General features: G+C 72.0%; 15 protein-coding genes and 1 pseudogene. 10 read left to right on the forward strand and 6 right to left on the reverse strand.

All coding sequences use genetic code 11. From position 1 onward, the window contains the following. Positions 1–69: 69 nt before the first annotated feature. Complete coding sequence (locus AB0472_RS31990) at positions 70–1116, reverse strand: LacI family DNA-binding transcriptional regulator (protein ID WP_366361567.1); 1047 nt, start codon at positions 1114–1116, stop codon at positions 70–72. Positions 1117–1225: 109 nt separating this feature from the next. On the opposite strand from AB0472_RS31990, the gene AB0472_RS31995 reads away from it, so the two are divergent. From AB0472_RS31995 to AB0472_RS32010, 4 genes are all read left to right on the forward strand, one after another. Next, positions 1226–2404, forward strand: coding sequence for a phytanoyl-CoA dioxygenase family protein (locus tag AB0472_RS31995; RefSeq protein WP_366361568.1), 1179 nt, complete (start codon positions 1226–1228; stop codon positions 2402–2404). A gap of 17 nt (positions 2405–2421) precedes the next feature. Next, positions 2422–3183, forward strand: coding sequence for an SDR family oxidoreductase (locus AB0472_RS32000; RefSeq protein WP_366361570.1), 762 nt, complete (start codon positions 2422–2424; stop codon positions 3181–3183). A gap of 246 nt (positions 3184–3429) precedes the next feature. Further along, entirely contained in the window at positions 3430–4194 is a 765-nt protein-coding gene (locus AB0472_RS32005) for an SDR family oxidoreductase (RefSeq protein ID WP_366361572.1), read from the forward strand. Positions 4195–4308: 114 nt separating this feature from the next. Continuing rightward, the gene (locus tag AB0472_RS32010) at positions 4309–5865 is read left to right on the forward strand and encodes an oxidoreductase (RefSeq protein ID WP_366361574.1); all 1557 of its coding nucleotides are present in this window, start codon (positions 4309–4311) and stop codon (positions 5863–5865) included. A 77-nt stretch (positions 5866–5942) separates the two neighbouring features. On the opposite strand, the gene AB0472_RS32015 is transcribed toward AB0472_RS32010, so the two are convergent. Further along, positions 5943–7598, reverse strand: coding sequence for an esterase-like activity of phytase family protein (locus AB0472_RS32015; RefSeq protein ID WP_366361576.1), 1656 nt, complete (start codon positions 7596–7598; stop codon positions 5943–5945). Between the two features lie 81 nt (positions 7599–7679). Between AB0472_RS32015 and AB0472_RS32020 the strand changes: the two are divergent. Beyond that, a pseudogene (locus AB0472_RS32020) lies at positions 7680–7989 on the forward strand (RICIN domain-containing protein); the annotation flags it as partial. Positions 7990–8044: 55 nt separating this feature from the next. Here AB0472_RS32020 and AB0472_RS32025 read toward each other — a convergent pair. Then, a complete protein-coding gene (locus AB0472_RS32025; RefSeq protein ID WP_366361578.1) occupies positions 8045–10828 on the reverse strand; it encodes a lectin in 2784 nt (927 codons plus the stop codon). A 360-nt stretch (positions 10829–11188) separates the two neighbouring features. On the opposite strand from AB0472_RS32025, the gene AB0472_RS32030 reads away from it, so the two are divergent. Both AB0472_RS32030 and AB0472_RS32035 read left to right on the forward strand, forming a co-directional pair. Next, entirely contained in the window at positions 11189–12667 is a 1479-nt protein-coding gene (locus AB0472_RS32030; protein ID WP_366361627.1) for an FGGY family carbohydrate kinase, read from the forward strand. Between the two features lie 34 nt (positions 12668–12701). Then, positions 12702–13130 carry a VOC family protein gene (locus tag AB0472_RS32035; protein ID WP_366361580.1) on the forward strand — a complete coding sequence of 143 codons (429 nt, stop codon included), beginning with the start codon at positions 12702–12704 and terminating at the stop codon, positions 13128–13130. Between the two features lie 155 nt (positions 13131–13285). Here the strand turns inward: AB0472_RS32035 and AB0472_RS32040 are convergent, their stop codons facing one another. Then, positions 13286–14272 (reverse strand): YafY family protein, encoded by a 987-nt coding sequence (locus AB0472_RS32040; protein ID WP_366361582.1) that lies wholly within the window; start codon positions 14270–14272, stop codon positions 13286–13288. 92 nt (positions 14273–14364) lie between these two features. Here AB0472_RS32040 and AB0472_RS32045 point away from each other — a divergent pair, with 92 nt between their 5' ends. Beyond that, positions 14365–14763: a VOC family protein gene (locus AB0472_RS32045; protein ID WP_366361584.1), complete on the forward strand. Its 399-nt coding sequence runs from the start codon at positions 14365–14367 to the stop codon at positions 14761–14763. Between the two features lie 16 nt (positions 14764–14779). Here the strand turns inward: AB0472_RS32045 and AB0472_RS32050 are convergent, their stop codons facing one another. Beyond that, entirely contained in the window at positions 14780–15298 is a 519-nt protein-coding gene (locus tag AB0472_RS32050; protein WP_366361586.1) for an adenylate kinase, read from the reverse strand. A 121-nt stretch (positions 15299–15419) separates the two neighbouring features. Between AB0472_RS32050 and AB0472_RS32055 the strand changes: the two genes are divergently transcribed. Further along, positions 15420–16187 carry a hypothetical protein gene (locus AB0472_RS32055; protein ID WP_366361588.1) on the forward strand — a complete coding sequence of 256 codons (768 nt, stop codon included), beginning with the start codon at positions 15420–15422 and terminating at the stop codon, positions 16185–16187. Positions 16188–16226: 39 nt separating this feature from the next. Next, positions 16227–17432, forward strand: coding sequence for a cytochrome P450 (locus AB0472_RS32060; protein ID WP_366361590.1), 1206 nt, complete (start codon positions 16227–16229; stop codon positions 17430–17432). A gap of 79 nt (positions 17433–17511) precedes the next feature. On the opposite strand, the gene sbnA is transcribed toward AB0472_RS32060, so the two are convergent. Next, positions 17512–18684: a 2,3-diaminopropionate biosynthesis protein SbnA gene (gene sbnA, locus AB0472_RS32065; RefSeq protein WP_366361592.1), complete on the reverse strand. Its 1173-nt coding sequence runs from the start codon at positions 18682–18684 to the stop codon at positions 17512–17514. Between the last annotated feature and the right edge of the window lies 1 nt (position 18685).

The following is an 18685-nucleotide window of genomic DNA, read 5'->3' on the forward strand; positions in this document are numbered from 1 at the left end:
CGGCGGGCGCGGCGAGGCCGGGCGCGGCGGGCAACGCGGTAGCGCAAGCCGGCGGCGGTTCTTCGGTGGTCAGTCCGCGGGCGCCGTGGACGGGGCCCCGGGTGGCATGTTGAACGGTGTGACCACCTGGATCGCGGACGGAAGCGCGGGGCCGTCGTACGGGAGTGCCTTGTGGGCGCGCATGATCGTCTGGCAGGCGCGGCGCAGGTCGTGGCGCAGGTCGTGGTGGAGCACCGCGGACAGGCGGCGCTCGCGCAGCAGGCGGGTGTTGTCGCGGTCCAGGTCGTGGGCGATGAAGACCGCGCATGCGCGTCCGAGGGAGTCGAAGGCCTCCAGGGTGGCGAGGTTGCCGCCGCCCACGGAGTACACGGCCACGATGTCCTCGTCGCGTCCGAGCGCGTCGAGTACGAGGTCGTACTGGGTGGTGTCCAGGCCGTCGCTGTCCGTGACCTCGACCAGGGAGCGCTGCGGATCGGTGCGGCGCATCGCGCTGCGGAAGCCCATCTCGCGCTCCTCCTCGCCCCGGAAGGAACCCCGGCTGACGGTCGTGAGCACATGGCCGGGGCGGTCGCCCAGCCACTGTTGGAGGAGATAGGCGGCCGTGGTGCCGGCCGCGCGGTTGTCGATGCCGACGTAGGCGAGGCGGGCGCTGTGCGGGAGGTCGGTCACCAGGGTGACGACGGGGATGCCGGCCGCCACCAGTCGTCCGACGGCGGCGGCGACTTCGGGTACGTCGGGGGCCTTGAGGACCACGCCCTGCGAACCCCGCTTCGCGATCTTGTCCAGGGTCCCGGTCAGTTCGGCGGCCGGGCAGGTCTCACGGAAGTGGAAGCGCGACCGTACGACGGCGGGATGCAGGGAGGGCAGTTCGGCCTCCAGCGCCTCGCGTACCGCGGTGGAGAACCGTTCCGGTGCCTGCATCACGATGTCGATCATGAAGGTGCGGCCGCCGATGCGGACCTGCGCCTGCTGGCGGTCCAGGTCCCTGATGGCTTCCTGCACCTCCCTGACGGTGCTCTCCCTGACGTTGCCGCGCTCGTTGAGCACGCGGTCCACCGTGGCCGTGCTCAGGCCTGCCTGGCGGGCGATTTCCCTGATCGCATAGGGGTGCCTCATGACGGATTCCACGACCTCCTGATGCACTTTTGATGTATTGGCAGGCATTGAATGATGGCTTCGGGTTCTCAAGACTGGCAGAAACGCACGGACTGCGAAAGGACCACGGATGTCCACCCCAACCGCGGCAGCGCGGACATGGCTGACCGAGGCCGACTGCGACCTCGACGCGTTCCGCTCCCTCGTGGACCAGCGCACCGATCCCGCCGACACTCCCTCGGCCGAGCGCGTGGAGCAGAACGTCCCGCTCTACGACAGCGGCCGGCTCCGCCTCCTCGCGGCCACCCCGGAAGGCCGCCGCGAGGTGCAGGGCGAGCTGGTCCGGGCGCTGCTCGACGGCCCCGGCATCGTGGTCCTCAAGGGCGCGTTCGCCGACGCGGACGTCGTCGACCGGGCGACCGAGGCCTTCGGCGCGCTGATCGAGGAGGAGCGCGCGAGCGGTACCGCCCGCGGCGACCACTTCGCGAAGCCGGGCGCCAACGACCGCGTCTGGAACGCCCTGGACAAGGTGGCCGTACGGGCGCCCGAGGTGTTCGCCGACTACTACGCCAACGACATGGTCGCGCTGGTCGCCGAGGCCTGGCTGGGCCCCGCCTACCAGGTCACCTCACAGGTCAACGTGGTCAACCCGGGCGGCGCCGCCCAGCGCGCGCACCGCGACTACCACCTCGGTTTCCTCTCCCAGGAGCGGGCCGCCGCCTACCCGGCGCACGTGCACCGCCTGTCCCCCGTCCTGACCCTCCAGGGCGCCGTCGCCCACTGCGACATGCCCGTCGAGTCCGGCCCCACGCTCTACCTCCCGCACTCCCAGAAGTACGAGCCCGGCTACCTCGCCTGGCGGCTCCCCCGGTTCGTCGAGTACTTCGACACCCACCACGTACAGCTCCCGCTGGACAAGGGCGACGCCGCCTTCTTCAACCCCGCGCTCTTCCACGCCGCCGGCCACAACCGCTCGACCGGCATCCGGCGGATGGCGAACCTGCTGCAGATCTCCTCCGCCTTCGGTCGCGCCATGGAGACGGTGGACCGGGCGGCGATGGCGCGCGCCCTCTTCCCGGTGCTGCTGCGCCGCAAGGCCGAGGGGGCCGCGGAGGAATGGCTGCGCCGTGTGGTCGCCGCCACCGCCGAGGGCTACCCCTTCCCCACCAACCTGGACCTCGACCCGCCGGTCGACGGTCTCGCCCCGCCCTCCCAGGCGGACACCGTCTGGCAGGCCGTGACCGAGGGCTGGACCCCCGGCCGGCTGCGCGAGGAACTGCGGGCCGGCGCCGAGCGCCGCCAGAGCTGAAGGGAACACAGCGACTCATGGGACTCCTCGAGGACAAGGTCGTCCTCGTCAACGGCGGCAGCCAGGGCGTCGGCGCGGGCATCGTGCGGGCGGCGGTACGGGAGGGCGCGAGCGTCGTCCTCACCGGCCGCCGGACCGAGACGGGCGAGAGGACCGCCGCCGAGACGGGCGCCCGCTTCGTCCGCGCGGACCTCGCCGACCCGGCGCAGGCACGCGGCAGCGTCGAACGCACCCTGGACGCGCACGGCCGGATCGACTGTCTGGTCAACGCGGCCGGGCTGACCTCGCGCGGCTCGCTCCTGGACACCACGCCGGAGCTGTTCGACCAGCACGTGGCGATCAATCTGCGGGCGCCGTTCTTCGCCATGCAGGCGGCCGTGGCCGACATGCTCGCCCGCAAGGCGCCCGGCACCATCGTCAACATCATCTCCAACTGCGCCCACGGCAGGCCGCCCTTCCTCGCGCCGTACTCCGCGGCCAAGGCCGGGCTCGCCGGGCTCACCCGCAACGCGGCCCACGCCCACCGCTGGGACAGGATCCGGATCAACGGCCTCAACATCGGCTGGACCGACACCGAGGGCGAGGACGCGGTCCAGCGCGCCTTCCACGGCGCGGGTGACGACTGGCGGGAGAAGGCCGCAGCGTCCCAGCCGATGGGCAGGCTCGGGCAGGTCGACGAGATCGCCGACTTCGTCGTCCTCCTGCTCTCCGACCGCAGCGGGGTGGTGACCGGTTCGGTCATCGACTGGGACCAGATCGTCTTCGGCGGCCAGGACTGAGCCGCTGCGCCGGGGAACACGGACGCGGCCGGATGCCCCGTCCGGCCGCGGACGGTGCGTGCGGGGAACGGCAGGGAGGCAGGGAGGCGGGGAGGCGGGGAGGGAGACGGTACCGGCCCTGTTTCGCTCTGCACGACAACCTGCCGTCGCCAGCGCCCAGTTGCGACGCGCATGCCGGTTTTGTCACTTCTGCGGCACGTTAGGATCATCCGGCACACGCGACGCGCTCATGACGTGGGGGGCCCGATGGGCACGCTGAACGGCCGAACGGCTCTGGTCACCGGCGCCGGGCGCGGGATCGGGCGGGCCATCGCCCGCCGTCTCGCGGCGGACGGCGCGCTCGTGGCCGTGCACTACGGCAGCGACGGGTCCTCGGCCGACGAGACCGTCGCGCTGATCGCCGGTGCCGGCGGTCGAGCGTTCCCCGTGCACGGTCCGCTCGAAGAGCCCGACGGCATCCGCACCGTGTACGAGCGGTTCGGCGCCGGCCTGTGCGCACTGGGCGAGCCCACCGCGCTGGACATCCTGGTCAACAACGCGGGTTTCAACATCGGGGGCGGTGTCCGCGAGGTGACCCCGCAGGACTTCGACCGGCTCATGGCCGTACTCGCCAGGGCCCCGCTCTTTCTCGTGCAGGAAGGACTTCCGCTGCTGCGCGAGGGCGGCCGTATCGTCAACATCAGCTCGGCGGCCACCCGCGTCGCGCTCCCGTCCGCCCTCGCCTACTCCATGGCCAAGGCGGCCCTGGAGGCACTCACCCACACGCTCGCCAAGGAGTTGGGGGCCAGGCAGATCACGGTGAACTGTGTGGCACCCGGCTTCGTCAGGACGGACATGAACCGAAGGCGGTGGGCAACGCCCGAGGCGGAGGCCGAGCACGCCGCGCTCTCCACGTTCGGCAGGATGGGGGAACCCGCGGACGTCGCGGACATCGTCGCCTTCCTCGCCTCCACGGACTCCCGCTGGGTGACGGGTCAGTGCATCGACGCGTCCGGCGGCTCGGCGTTGTGATCGCGGCATCGAACGTCACCTCCGGTCGGAGGCTCGGCCGCTGATGCAGGACCGACGCCGTCCCCGGCCTGCGCGGGCGGGGCGGGAACGCCGGCGGATCACTACGCTGCACGAGTGTTCTCATACGACGAATTGACTTCGCCGGAACGCGAGTTGTGGAACGCGTTTCCCGAGGGGCGGGCCGTGGCTCTGCGCGCGGAGGCGCCCGGGGACGACCCCGTCGCCGAGGGTGGGCGGTGGGGGCCGGAGCGCACGGTCCGGGCCTCCGTGATCGCGGCGCTGATGCTGGGCGCCCGCCCCGGGCAGCCCGGTGCGGTGCCGTGTCTGCGGCTGGCCGGGGCCCGCATCACCGGACCGCTCGACCTGGCCGGTGCGCAACTCGCCTACGCCCTCTGGCTGGAGGAGTGCTGGTTCGAGGAGGCGGTGAACCTGCTCGGGGCAACGACCCAGACGCTCGTGTTCAAGGCGTGCCGGGTGCCCGGCATCGAGGCCGGGGCGGCCCGCATCGAGGGGAACCTCGACCTGGGGCGCTCGATCGTCGAGAGCGGCGCCCCCTCGCACTTCCACCATCGCGTCACGGCCCTGTCCCTGACCAACTCCCGGGTGGCCGGCGGGGTGATCCTCAACAGGGCCGAGCTGAACGCGCCCGGCGGGTGGGCCCTGGCCGGCGGCGGTCTGGTGATGGAAGGGGGCCTGTTCTGCCGGCCCGGGTTCGTCGCGCGGGGCGAAGTACGGCTGCCGGGTGCGCAGTTGCCCGGGGGGCTGTACATGAACGGCGCGCGGCTGGAGGAGCCCAGCCCGCGCGGCCTGGCGCTCAACCTGGAGAACTCCGTGACCTCGACGGTCGTGCTCTCCAGCGGGTTCGTCGCGAACGGCACCGTGGAGCTGCGGGGCGCCCGGATCTCGGCCGGCCTGAGCTTCGCGGGGGCCGTGCTGAACCGGCCGCCGGACGGTGACGGCCCGTCCCTGTCGGCCTCGTTGATGCAGGCCGTCGACTTCGACTTCACCCTCGCCCGACCACCGTCGGGTGCCGTGGACCTGCGGGGTGCCCAGGTGTCGTACCTGCGCGACAGCGACCGCAGCTGGCCGGACGTGGTGGAACTGGACGGCTTCGTGTACGGCGCCGTCAGGGAGGGCGAGGCGGCCGCGCGTCCGGAAGCGGCGGGGCGGCGGAACTCCGTGGCCCGCCGGGTGGCGTGGATACGGCGCAGCCCCGGCTACAACCCCCAGCCCTACGAGCAGTTGGCGAGCTGGTACCGGAAGGCCGGCCACGACGACGAGGCCCGCCGGGTGCTCCTGGCCAGACAGCGCCACCGGCGCCGGACCCTGCCGGCGGCGGCGCGGGTGTGGGGGCACCTGCTCGACGTGACCGTCGGCTACGGCTACCGCCCCTGGCTGGCCGGCGTCTGGCTGCTCGCACTGACCCTGCTGGGCACCCTGTCCTTCGGCGGCCACTCCCCCAAGCCGGTCCAGCAAGGCCAGGGCGCGCCGTTCCAGCCGCTCGTCTACACCCTCGACCTGCTGATCCCCATCGGCGGCCTGGGCCAGCGCGCCGCCTGGTACTGGCCGGACGAGGGCCTGCAGTGGCTGGCCTACCTGCTCATCGCCTTCGGCTGGATACTGACGACCGCCGTCATCGCCGGCGTCACGCGCGCGCTGCAGAAGAACTAGTGGGCGACCGCCCGCCACGGCCGCCGACCCGGGTCCGTCCACCGGCTGGACGGGCCCGGGTCGCGGCGCCGGGCACGTCAGTTCACGCGGACGGTGACCGTGACGGTCTTGAGCACGGCCGGCAGCTTGGTGGTGTCGACCTTCAGGATCTCACCGTTGTCGGTCCGGCCCGTGGCCGGCAGCACCTTCTGGTGGACGGTCCACTTCCCGTCGGGGTCGACGGCGATGGTGTCGATGCCGAAGTCGTCGTCGTTGGACAGGTACAGGGTCTTGCCGGCGTCCGTGGTGGCGACGCCCTCGACCTTGTCGTGCCCGAAGAACGTCCCGCTGGGGTCGAGCTGGCTCACCAGCGTTCCGACGTTGAGGTACGGCTGCTTCTGGGCGACCTGGACGCCGGCACCGGTGAGCGCGGTCAGCGCGGCGTTGGTGCCGACCTTGCCGACGAACGCCTCGGGCGACTTGCCGTTGACGGTCAGCCCGCTGACGTCGGTGGCGCCGTTGACGTCGACCTCGTAGAGGGACTTCTGGGCGAACGGCTCGAAGTTCCCGTCGCGTTCGTCGATGACGAACTTCGTGTCGGACAGCGCCGTGATCTCGCTGTTGGCGTCACCCGTGGTGGCCGGGTCGTCCAGCAGGTACAGGTACTGCCTGGTCCTGAACGTCCGCAGGTCGACGGTGACGATGCGGGTGGGCGCGAGGTTGGACGCCTTGGTGCTGCCGAGATCCGGCTGCTGCAGCGCGGCCTGCATGACACCCACCAGGGTCGAGCCGTCCGGCGTGACGGTCAGGCCCTCCATGCCCTTGTTCTTCAGGCGGTTGGCCAGTTCGGCCGGGAGGTGGCCGAGGATCTTGTGGTACTGGTTGTCCTGGCTGTCCTTGTAGGGGGTCAGCCGGCCCAGTTCGTAGCCGTTCGCGTCGAAGTGCGTGAGGTACGGACCGTACTCGTCCGAGACCCAGAACGTGCCGTCGGGCAGCGCCACCAGGCCCTCGGAGTCGTAGCCGTAGGGGTCCCGTTCGACGGGCGTGGGTGTGCCGCCGTTGGCGTTCGTCGCGTCGACGTCGTCGATGACCTCGCTGGTGTCGTGCGGGGGACGGCCGCTGTACGGCACGCCGCCGAGGCTCTTCGGGCCCTTGAGGGTGATCTTCCCGACCAGCTCGGCCCTGCCCTTGTCTAGCTTGAACTCACCGATCTGCGGGGTGAAGCCGGTGAGCATCTCGGACTTGTTGCCGTCCGGGGCGTCGGCGTTGGGGCCGCGGTCGGTGAGGCCGTAGAAGCGGCCCGGCTTGCCCGGCACCGGGGCGAGCGCGGAGCCGTAGCCCTCGCCGGAGATCCGGGTGGTGGTACCGCCCGGTCCCGCGACCGTCGCGAGCGAGGGCAGCGGGTCGCCGTTGCGCTGCGTGTCCTTGAACAGCTGCACGGCGTCGGTCGCCGTGTACGTGAAGGTGTCCGTGCCCTTGAAGCCGGAGGCCGGCGTGTAGGTGAACGCGCCGTCCGCGTCGACCGTCACCGTGCCGTGGGACGGGGCGGTGTGCCGCACGACGGCGCTCGCGCCGTGGTCGTTGCGCAGGACGTCACCCGTCACCTTGCCGTGGCCGGTGAACGAGTCGGCGGCCGCGTCGAAGTCGTGCGTCGGGGCCGACAGCCAGCCGTGGGCCTGGGCCACGACGGTGCCCGTGCCCGCCACGGCGACGGTGACGAGGACGGCTGTGCCGATCCGAGTGCGCTTGCGCAAGCGGGGTCTTGAGGTCATGCCCATGAACTTGTAGGTCCTGGATGAACCCTGTGCCGCCATCAGGTGAACCAACGGTTCAATTCCGGCGGTGCGAACCAGCAGTGGGTCGTCACCGCCGCCCACGACATCGTCAACCCCGCCGCGAACAAGTGCCTCGACGTACGGGACAACGACAGCGCCAACGGCACCCCGCCTGCAGATCTGGACCTGCACCGGCGCCGCCGACCAGAAGTGGAACGCCCCGGCCGGTGGTGGCGGAGGCGGCAACCCGTCCGGGTTCGTGGTCAGCGAGGCGCAGTTCAACCAGATGTTCCCGAACCGGAACGGCTTCTACACCTACCAGGCCCTGACCGCGGCGCTCAGCGCCTCCCCCGGCTTCGCCGCCACCGGCACGCGTGCGCGCGGAGCCGGCCGGGCGTTCGGCTGCCCGGCCGGCTCGGTGCCGCTCAGCCCGGCAGCTTCCAGTTCTGGGCCGCGGTGCCGTTGCAGGTGTACAGCTGGAGCTGGGTGCCGTTCGTCGTCGAGGAGTTGGGGTCGTCGAGGCAGAGCTTCGACTGCGGGTTGACCAGCGACCCGTTACTGCCGGCGGTCCACTGCTGGGCGCCGGTGCCGTTGCAGTTCCACAACTGGATCAGCGTGCCGTTGGTGGTCCCGCTGTGGTCGGCGTCCAGGCACTTGCCGAGGGCCCGGACCGTTCCGTCGCCCGCGACGATCCAGTCCTGCGCGTACGTGGTGTCGCAGCCCCAGGTCTGGACGTGGGTGCCGTCGGAGGTGCCGGAGGACGCGACGTCCACGCACAGGTTCGAGGCCACCGACGAGGTGAGCGGACCGATCCGTGGCGACGTGGGCGCGGTGGTGTCCCCCGCGTACGACGGCGGCGCCGCCGTGGCCGCCGTCGCCCAGGAGGTGTCGGCGCCGGTGCCCAGCGTGAAGTCCAGCGTGCCGCCCGCCGTGATCGCCGTGGTGGGGACGTAGGCGTTGTTCCACGCCGTGCCGTTCCAGGCCGCGGACTGGACGTAGGGGGCGTTGTCCGCGGCGCCGTTGCCGTTGACGGTGAGCGTCCTGCCCGACGGGAGCGTGACCACGGCCTGCGTGAACAGCGGTGAGCCGAGGGCGAGGTCGGAGGTGCCGGGCGTCTCGGGGAACATGCCGAGCGCCGACCACACGTACCAGGCGCTCATCGCGCCGAGGTCGTCGTTGCCGTCGGCCAGGCCGCCCGGGGTGTTCGACCAGATCTGGTCCTGGATCGCCCGCACCGTGCCCTGCGTCTTCCAGGGCTGCCCGGTGTAGTCGTACTCCCAGGGGAGTTCGATGCTGGGCTCGTTGCCGACCCAGGCGTAGCCGTTGGCGCCGGTGTAGCTGCGCAGCACGGTGTCCAGGTAGTGGTTCATGGCGGTGTTGCCGCCCTTGGCCTTCGCCAGGCCGCCGATGTCGAAGGGCACCATCCCGGTGTAGATCCACGAGTCGGCCTCGACCATGTCGGTGCCGCTGGTCGGGTCGAAGCCGCCGGTCCACGAGCCGCTCGCGTTGCGGGGCTCCACGAAGCCGGAGGCGGGGTTGAGCACGTTGCGCCAGTCCTGCGCGCGGTTGGCGTACGTCTTCTGGTTCGCGGTGTCGCCGAGCGCCCCGGCCATCGCCGAGATCGCGAAGTCGGCCGTGTCGTACTCGAGGGTGGTGGCCACCGGGCCGTAGAAGTTGCAGCAGCCGTAACTGCCGTCGTGCGGCATGTAGCCCGGCGAGTTCAGGTAGCCGAGGCCGGGCCGGTCGTTGTTGGTGGTGCTCGCCTGCTTGACCATGTCGGCCAGGGCGGTCGTGGTGTCGAAGTTCCGGGCCCCGAAGGCGTAGTAGTCGGCGAGGATGGCGTCCGCGGGGTCACCGACCATGACGTACGACTCGCCGTTGTTCTCCGACCACTTGGGGAAGATCCCGGTCTGCGCGTAGTCGTCGACCATGGACTGCGCGGTGTCCGAGGCGACCTGTGGGGCGACGAGGGCTTCGAGCTGGGCCTGCGAGCGGTAGATGTCCCAGCCGGAGTAGTTCGCGTACACCGCGCCGTGACCGGCGTCCACGGTGTGCGTCTTCCCGTCGAAGCCGTAGTACTGGCCGTTGCTGTCGCTGATCACGTTCGGGTGCAGCAGCGAGTGGTAGAGCGCCGTGTAGAAGCTCTGCTGCTGTGCGGCCGTCCCGCCGGCGATCTGTACCTTGCCGAGCGTGCTGTTCCACGCGTTCTGCGCGGCGGTGCGGGTGGCGTCGAAGTCCCAGCCGCTGTTCTCCGCGGTCCGGTTGGCGACCGCGTTGGCGACGGACACGTAGGAGATGCCGACCTTGGCCTGCACGACCGGGTTGCTCGTGGTGTTGAAGGTGACGTAGCCGTTCGAGGCGGCGGCAGCCGCGGCGCCGCTCTGTGCGGTCCTGGCGGACCTGGGTTTCGCGGTGCCCGGGTTCTCGCCGTGCAGCACCGGCCGGTTGGGCTTCTCGGCGGCGTTCTTCGACGCCCTCGCGGTTGCCTCGAAAGTGGTGGCCGACGCCTTGGCGAGCGAGCTGCCCTGCGAGGCGAACGGCTGGTCGAAGACCATGTCGAAGTAGACGGTGTACGTGTTTCCCGCACCGCAGAAGTGGCCGCTGGTGACCTGTCCGCTGACCTCGGTGTTCGACACCTTGGTGAACTGGGTGGAACTGGCGCCGTTCTGGCTGCCCGTCAACTTGAAGACCAGGTTGGCCTGACTGGTCGAGGGGAAGGTGAAGCGGGCCATGCCGCTGCGGGTCGTGGTGGTCAGTTCGGTGGTCACCTGGTTGTTGAGCGTGACCTTGTAGGACCCGGCGGAGGCGGTCTCGTTGGCGTGCGAGAACGCGTCCGTGGCGCCCGTGTTCACGGCTCCGACGGTGGGCAGCACGGGTATGTCACCGGCCGCGCCGCAGCCGGGGCCGGCGATGTGGGTCAGGCTGAAGCCGGTGATCGACGAGTCGTTGTACTCGTAGCCCCCGCCGTCGGGCCGCGACGGCGTGTCCGGGCTCCACTGCACCATGCCGAACGGGACGTCGGCACCCGGGAAGTCGTCGGCCTGGTTCGACGTTCCGATGAACGGGTTGACGAGGGTGGCCGGCGAGGTGACGAGCGCGGCCTTTCCGGCGGCCCATGCCGGGGTGCACAGTCCGGCCGCGGCAAGCGCCGCGGCCGCGAGGAGACCGATCGCCATGGTGCCGGGAGGTCTCGACAGTCGTGTGATCACGGGGTTTGCTCCTCCACTCGGAAGTTGAGGTCCGACAACGTTGTCGACGCGGCCGGGACGCGACCCCGGAGAAACCGTGCACCGGGTGGCCGCGCCACCGAGGGCTGACAACGTTGTCCAACCGTGGAGACGAAGTGCCTGAGCTACGAACGCTTCGATGGGGCCCGGGCTGTGAGCGCGCCGGGAGCAGAGCGGGAACTGTCCGTGAAGCTAGCCACAAGGCAGGGGCATGTCAACGACTGCCGCAGCGCGGCCCGTTGAGCACGACGGGATCCGGGGCCGGCCCGCGGGTCGCGGACGCCGGCACCGCGGAGCGGCAGGCTACGGTGGCGCATCCGGCGCCAAGGGAGGCAGCGCGTGATCGACGTCGTTCTCGGAGTGGACGTGGGCACTTCCAGCACCAAGGGAGTGGTGGTGGACGCGGCCGGGCGGGTCCTGGGCGAGGCCGTGCGCGGTCACGTGGTCGACCGTCCCCGGCCGGGGCACGTCGAGATGGACGCACAGGTGTGGTGGGACGAGTTCGTCTCGCTCGCGGCCGAACTGCTCGACCGCGACGACATCACCGTCCGGGCCGTCGGGGTCAGCGGCATGGGCCCGTGCACGCTGCTGGTCGACGACGCGGGGGAACCGGTGCGTCCGGCGGTGCTGTACGGCGTGGACACCCGCGCCGGGGAGCAGATCACGCGGCTGAACGGGGAGTTGGGCGCGGACACGGTCTTCCGCAGGTGCGGTTCGGCACTGTCGTCCCAGGCCGTCGGGCCGAAGCTCGCCTGGATCCGGGAGCGGGAGCCCGACGCGTGGGCGCGCGCCCGCCGCCTCCTCATGCCGGCGTCGTGGCTCGCCCACCGGCTGACCGGCGCCTACGTGCTGGACCTGCACTCCGCCAGCCAGTGCACCCCGCTGTTCGACATCCACGAGCAGCGCTGGATCCCCGAGTGGGCCGAGCACGTGGCACCCGGCATCGAACTCCCGCCGCTGCGCTGGCCGGGCGACGAGGCCGGCCGGGTACGCACGTCCGTCGCGGGCATCCCGGCGGGGACGCCGGTCATCGTGGGGACGATCGACGCCTGGAGCGAGGCCGTCAGCGTCGGTGGCCACGGGGTCGGCGACCTGATGCTGATGTACGGCACCACGATGTTCCTGGTGAACACCGTCGACCGGCTGGTGACGAGCCCGTCGATGTGGTCCACGGTGGGTGCCCTGCCCGGCACCCGCTGCCTGGCCGGCGGCATGGCCACCTCCGGGGCCGTCACCGACTGGCTGGGACACCTCTTCGGGGACGTCGGCCCCGGCGTGCTGTTCGATGAGGCGGCCGCGTCGCCCGCGGGTGCGAACGGCCTGGTGATGCTGCCCTACTTCGCCGGGGAGCGCACGCCCGTCATGGATCCCGACGCCCGGGGGGTGATCGCGGGCCTGACGCTGGGTCACACCCGGGGCGACCTGATGCGGGCGGCGCTGGAGGCGACCGCCCACGGGGTCCGGCACAACGTCGAGACCATGCTCACGGCCGGCGCCGACATCCGGCGGATCGTCGCGGTCGGCGGCGGCACCCGGGGCGGGCTGTGGCCCCAGATCGTCAGCGATGTCACCGGCCTCGAACAGGTCGTCGCCCGCACCACCATCGGTGCCAGTTACGGTGCCGCCTTCCTTGCCGCCGGGCTGACCGGCCGGCCGGACATCACGGCCTGGAACCCGCCGGAGTCGGTGGTCCGGCCCGATCCCGCCACCGCCGCCGTGCACGGCCGCCGATTCGCCCAGTACCGGGACCTGTACGAGAGCACCACCGCGCTCACCCACGCGCTCGCCCACGACCAGCGGACCGGCCGCCGCACGGGCTGACCGGCACGCGGACTCCGCCTGCTAGGGTGCGCCGATGCCAGCGATCAAGCAGTTCCAGGTCACCTTCGACTGCGCGGAACCCGAGCGTCTCGCCCGCTTCTGGTGCGAGGTGCTGGGGTACGTCGTACCGCCGCCGCCGGCGGGGTTCGCCGACTGGGACGAGTTCAGGCGCGCGCAGCCGCCCGAGCAGCAGGATGCGTGGTTCGCCTGCGTGGATCCCTCGGGAGTCGGCCCGCGGCTCTACTTCCAGCGCGTGCCCGAGGGCAAGGCCGTCAAGAACCGGGTGCATCTCGATGTGCGGGTCGGCACCGGCCTCGTGGGCGAGGAGCGCCTCGCCGCGCTGGAGGCCGAGTGCGCGCGGCTGCTCCCGCTGGGCGCGGTGCACGTGCGGACGCTCTACGACGGCAATGACGCGTGCATCCCCATGCTGGACATCGAGGGCAACGAGTTCTGCATCGACTGAACGTTTCGGCGCTCACCGCCCGCCCACGTCCCGCTCGGAGGAGGCTCTGCTCCTCCTGGGTCGGCGGTCGGAGCGGCTTCTCGATCCGGTGCGTCGGCCGGTCGGGCCTTCCCGCGGCCACCTGCCCCGGGAGCCGTGGACGTCGCCGCCCGCCGTCAGGTCCGGCGGGCGCTCGACGCGAGGCGGTCGGCGAGGGCGGCGACGAGGTCGCGCAGTTCGCCGGGGCGCTCGACGACGAACGGCCGGTCCAGTGCGGCGAGTACCGGAGGCAGCCAGTCGAGCCGCTCCGCCCGCAGCTCGACCCGCAGCCAGCGCTCCGCCGCCGGATCCGGGTCCGCCGCGGGTTCGTGTTCCGACAGGGTCGCGACGGCGGCGGGAAGCCGGGCGCGGATCTGCTCGGCCGTCCCGTGGATCCGCAGGGTCACCTCGTACCGGTACTCGGCCGTGGCGAACCCGGACAGGACGCGCTCCGCGGGACCGGGGCCCTCGGGCGTCTCGAAGGAGCCGGGCAGGGTCCGCGCGTCCGCGATGCGGTCGAGCCGGAAGGTCCGGTCCGCACCGGCCGAGGCGTCCCGGCCGGTGACGTACCAACGCCCCGCGTGGGCGACGATCCCGTACGCGTGCAGTGTGCGTTCGCTGCGGCGTCCGTCGCGGTCGGTGTAGCGGATCGAGACCGGCCGGCGGTGGCGTACCGCGTCGGCGACGGTGAGCAGGATCCCGGCGTCCGGGGTGTCGAACTCACCGGGCCGGTCCGTGAAGGCGAGCGCCTCCAGGAGGGCGTCGAGCCGGCGCGCGACATGCCTGGGCAGCACCCGCCGGATCTTCGCCGCCGCCGTCTCGCTCGCCGTGAGCTCCGTCGTCAGCCCGGCCCGGCGGCCGGCGACCAGGCCGAGCAGCACGGCCAGCGCCTCGTCGTCGCCGAGCATGAGCGGGGGCAGGCGATAGCCGGGGGCGAGGCGATAGCCGCCGTAGCGGCCGCGCACCGACTCCACCGGCACGTCGAGGTCGATCAGCTGGTCCACGTACCGCCGCACGGTACGCCCTTCGACGCCGAGCCGGTCGGCGAGTTCCGCGACGGTCCGGGTGCCGCCCGACTGGAGCAGTTCCAGGAGGGTCAGCACGCGGCCGGTGGGTCGGGACATGAACACAACCTAGCGCGAATACCGGACCGATTCTGTCCACTATTTCTCCTAGCCTGCGTGGTGCAAGCCTTCAGCACGGCCAAGGAGATCCCATGGACTTCGTCTCGATCCGCATCATCACCGGCGACGTGGCACGCCTCGTCGAGTTCTACGAGCGGGCCACCGGCGCCCGGGCGGCCTGGGCCACCGAGGACTTCGCCGAGCTCAGGACGGCCGGCGCGACCCTCGCGATCGCCGGCACCCGCACCGTCCCGCTGTTCGCCCCCGGCTCCGCCCGCCCGGCGGAGAACCACAGCGTGATCACCGAGTTCCTCGTCGACGACGTCGACCGCGTCCACCGGGACCTGGAAGGCTTCGTCACCGACTTCGTCGCCGGACCCACCACGATGCCCTGGGGCAACCGGTCGCTGCTCTTCCGCGACCCGGACGGCAACCTCGTCAACTTCTTCACCCCCGTCACCCCCGAGGCGGTGGCGAAGTTCGGGCGCTGACGCCCCGGCGGTGGTCTCAGAGGGCGGCCAGCCAGGCCGCCGTGTCGTCGGGGTGTGCGAAGCGGTGGGTGTCGAGAGGGGCGAAGCGGGCATCCGCGACCCGGCGCCCGATCTCACGGCCTCGGGCGCCGTGCTGGGACCAGGCCCACCAGGCCGGGTGTTCCCGGCTCAGCCACCCCGTCCAGGTCTCCCTGTTGCCGCCGAAGACGGCCTCGCGTGTGACGGTGCGCCGGACGGACCGGCGCAGCACGCGGGGCATGACGACGCGCCGGGGATAGTCCAGCCAGACCACGGTGTCGGCCCGGTCCCAGAGCAGGTCACGGACTTCCGGATAGCCGAGCGAGTCGACGATCCAGCGCGGCCCGGCGGTGAGCCGGGCCACGTCCGCGGCCAGTTCGCCGTTGACGGCCCAGCCGGGGCCGTTGAAGTACAGGGCGTCCATCTCGTGGTACGGCAGGCCCAGACGTCCGCTCAAGGCCCGGGCGAGTGTGGACTTGCCCGCGCCGGTGACACCCACGACCAAGATCCGTTCCATCGGTGCACCCTATCCCGCGCCCCTCACCTGCGCTCCCCTGAGTACGGCTACTCATGCCGGCGCACGCCGGGGCGGGGAGGATGAGCCGTACCGGCGGGTGGCAGACAGGGGGACACGGACCATGGGCAGGTTTCTCGGAGCGGTGGCGGCCGTCGTCGCGGCGGCCGCGGCGCTGATCGTCGCGTATGTGGCGGGGGCGCCGCCCGCGCTGGTGTTCGCCGTGGGCGCGGGGGTGCTGAGCCTGCTGTGGCTGCTGCTCCTGCTCACGCTGCCCTGGAACCTGTACTTCCGGGCGCATGCGGTGCTCGCCGAGATCGCGGTCAGCCGGGAGAAGGGCATGACGGTCCCGGCGGCCCGGGACGCCGAGGCCGGGCGCATCGCCCGCGCGATGCTCCGGGCGGCGGTCGCGGGACACGTCGTGACGGCCGCGGTCGTGGTCGCGGTCGCCTGGGCGACGGGCGAATTCACGGGGTACTGGTTCGCCGCGTTCTTCCTGCTGAGCACCTTCTTCCGGCCGGCCGGCGCCTACTTCGGCCAGCTCCGCAGGCGCCTGGGCAGCCTCCTCAAGGACGTCACGTACCCGCGGGACGACGTCGTCGAGCTGCACGACCGGCTGAACCGCGCCGAGGCCGGGGCGCGGCTCCTGGCGGAGAAGGCGGACGACCAGGACCGGGCCCTCGCCGAACTGCGGCGCGCTGTCGACGCGTTGGCCCTGAGCGCGGACCGGCGGGCCGAGGCCGTGGACCGCCGGATGGTGGCGCTGGGCAGGCAGTTCGAGTCCACGGTGAACCGGCTCACCGACAACCGGGAACTCATCGCGGGCGTCAAGGCGTTCCTGCGGCTGTTGCGCTCCCCCGATGCCGCCGACGGCACCCCGGCCTCCGGGTGACCTAGCCGCCGCGCCGGTCGCACTGTCTAGGGTTGGGGCATGGACGCCAGTACAACACCCGAGGCCGCGGCTGCCGTTGATCCCGCGGAGCTGCTCGCCGACCCGTACGGCGGGTACGCCCGGCTGCGGGAGGCCGGACCCGTGCATCGGGTCACCGGCACCGACGGGCTGCCGGCCTGGCTGGTGACGCGGTACGAGGACGTGCGGCAGGCCCTGTCCGACCCGCGGCTCTCCCTCGACAAGGCGCACGCCAGACCGGGCGGCTATCGCGGGCTCGCGCTGCCGCCCGCGCTCGACGCCAACCTGCTCAACATGGACCCGCCGGACCACACCCGCGTCCGGCGCCTGGTGTCCCGCGCGTTCACGCCCCACCGTGTCGCCCAGCTGCGCGAACCCGTACGGCGCACCGCCGGGGCGCTGCTCGACGCGATGGCGCCCCTCGGCCGTACCGATCTGATCGCCGCCTACGCGGCGCCGCTGCCCGTCGCCGTGATCTGCGAGCTGCTGGGCGTGGCCGAGGGGGACCGGCCGGACTTCCGGTCCTGGACCGACGCGCTCGTCGTCCCTGATCCGGCCCGGCCCGGGCGGGCGAAGGAGGCCGTCGGGGCGCTGCTGGGCTTCTTCGCCGGGCTGCTGGCCGGCAAGCGTGCCGAGCCCGCCGACGACCTGCTCTCCGCCATGATCGCCGTCCGGGACGAGGAGGACCGGCTCAGCGAGGACGAGTTGATGTCGCTGGCCTTCCTCATCCTGTTCGCCGGGTACGAGAACACCGTCCATCTGATCGGCAACGCCACGCTGGCTCTGCTGGAGAACCCCGGGCAACTGGCCGCGCTGCGCGCGGATCCGGAGCTGCTCGGCCCGGCCGTGGAGGAGCTGGCCCGCTACGACGGGCCGGCGCCGCTCGCCATCCGCCGCTTCCCGACCGAGGACGTCGTCATCGGCGGGGTCACCGTCCCGGCGGGCGAGACCGTGCTGCTGTCGCTGGCGGCGGCCCACCGCGACCCGCGCCGCTTCCCCGAGCCCGACCGGCTGGACCTCGGCCGCGACGCCACCGGGCACCTGGCCCTCGGCCACGGCATCCACTACTGCCTGGGCGCGCCGCTGGCCCGGCTGGAGACCGAGATCGCCCTCGGCGCGCTCCTCGAACGCTTCCCCCGCCTCGAACTCGACTTCCCGGTCGACCGGTTGGTCTGGCGTCCGTCGATGCGCACCCGCGGGCTGCGCGCCCTGCCCGTGCGCTACTGAGCGGCCGGCGGACATCCGGCGGCCCCCCGGGTGCCGCCGCGTGGGCGTCTCCGGGGGGCCGCTGGGGCGTACCCGGCCGTCAGGTGCTGGTGCGCCGTCGGGCCGGTGCGCGGGAGGCCGACTTGGGCTCCCGGGGCAGGGACTTCGCCGGCGCGGTGTCCCTGGTGCCGAGCACCAGGTCGCCGTCCGCGGTGCGGGGCACCAGGTCGCCGTCCTCGGTACGGGGCACCACGTCGCCGCTCTCGGTACGGGGCACCACGTCGCCGCTCTCGGTACGGGGCACCACGTCGCCGTCCTCGGTGGCCAGCACCTGGTCTCCGTAGAGGTCGTGCAGCCAGTTGGTCTGGTAGATGGTGTCGAGGTAGCGCTCGCCGAGGTCCGGTGCGATGGCGACCGCGGTGAGGTCGCGGGCGTCGTGCCGGGTCAACCAGTCGGTCGCGCCGCTGACCACGGTCCCGGTGGAGCCTCCGAAGAGGAAGCCGTGCCGGGCCATGCGGTGGCACATCCGGATGGTGTCCGGCTCCTCCACCTGGATCACCTCGTCGACGAAGGACTCGTCGAGCAGCGGCGGGCGCATGCTCATGCCGAGGCCCGGGATCATCCGGCGGCCGGGCTCGCCGCCGAACGCCACCGAGCCGGCCGCGTCCACCGCGACGATCCGCACCGGCCGGTGCCACTCGCGGAAGTAACGGGCGCAGCCCATCAGGGTTCCGGTGGTGCCCGCCCCGACGAACAGCACGTCCAGTTCGGGGAACCGGCGGGCTATCTCCGGGGCGGTGGTGCGGTAGTGCGCGGTCCAGTTGCCCACGTTGGTGTACTGGCTGAGCCACACGTACCGGTCGTCCGACGCGCACAGCGAGCGGACGTACTCGATCCGCGTGCCCAGGAACCCGCCGTTGGAGTCCTGGTCGGCCACGATGTGCACCTCGCTGCCGAGTGCCTCCATCAGGAGCCTGGTCGACAGGTTGCAACGGGAGTCCGTCACACACAGGAACCGGTAACCCTTGCTCGCGGCGATCATGCTGAGCGCGACGCCGAGATTGCCGGAGGAGGACTCGACCAGGACGGAGTCCGCTTTCAGGATTCCGTCCCGCTCGGCGTTCTCCACCATCTCGTTGGCGGCCTTCAGTTTGATGGATCCGGCGAAGTTGAAGGCCTCGCACTTCAGGTAGAGCGGGTGTCCGCAGATCGACTCCAGGTCGACGTAGAGGTCGCCCTCGTTGAAGGCGTAGGGAGCGGAGATGACGGGCACG

The sequence above is a fragment of the Streptomyces sp. NPDC086777 genome, assembly GCF_040702065.1.
In the GTDB taxonomy this organism is placed as follows: Bacteria; Actinomycetota; Actinomycetes; order Streptomycetales; family Streptomycetaceae; genus Streptomyces.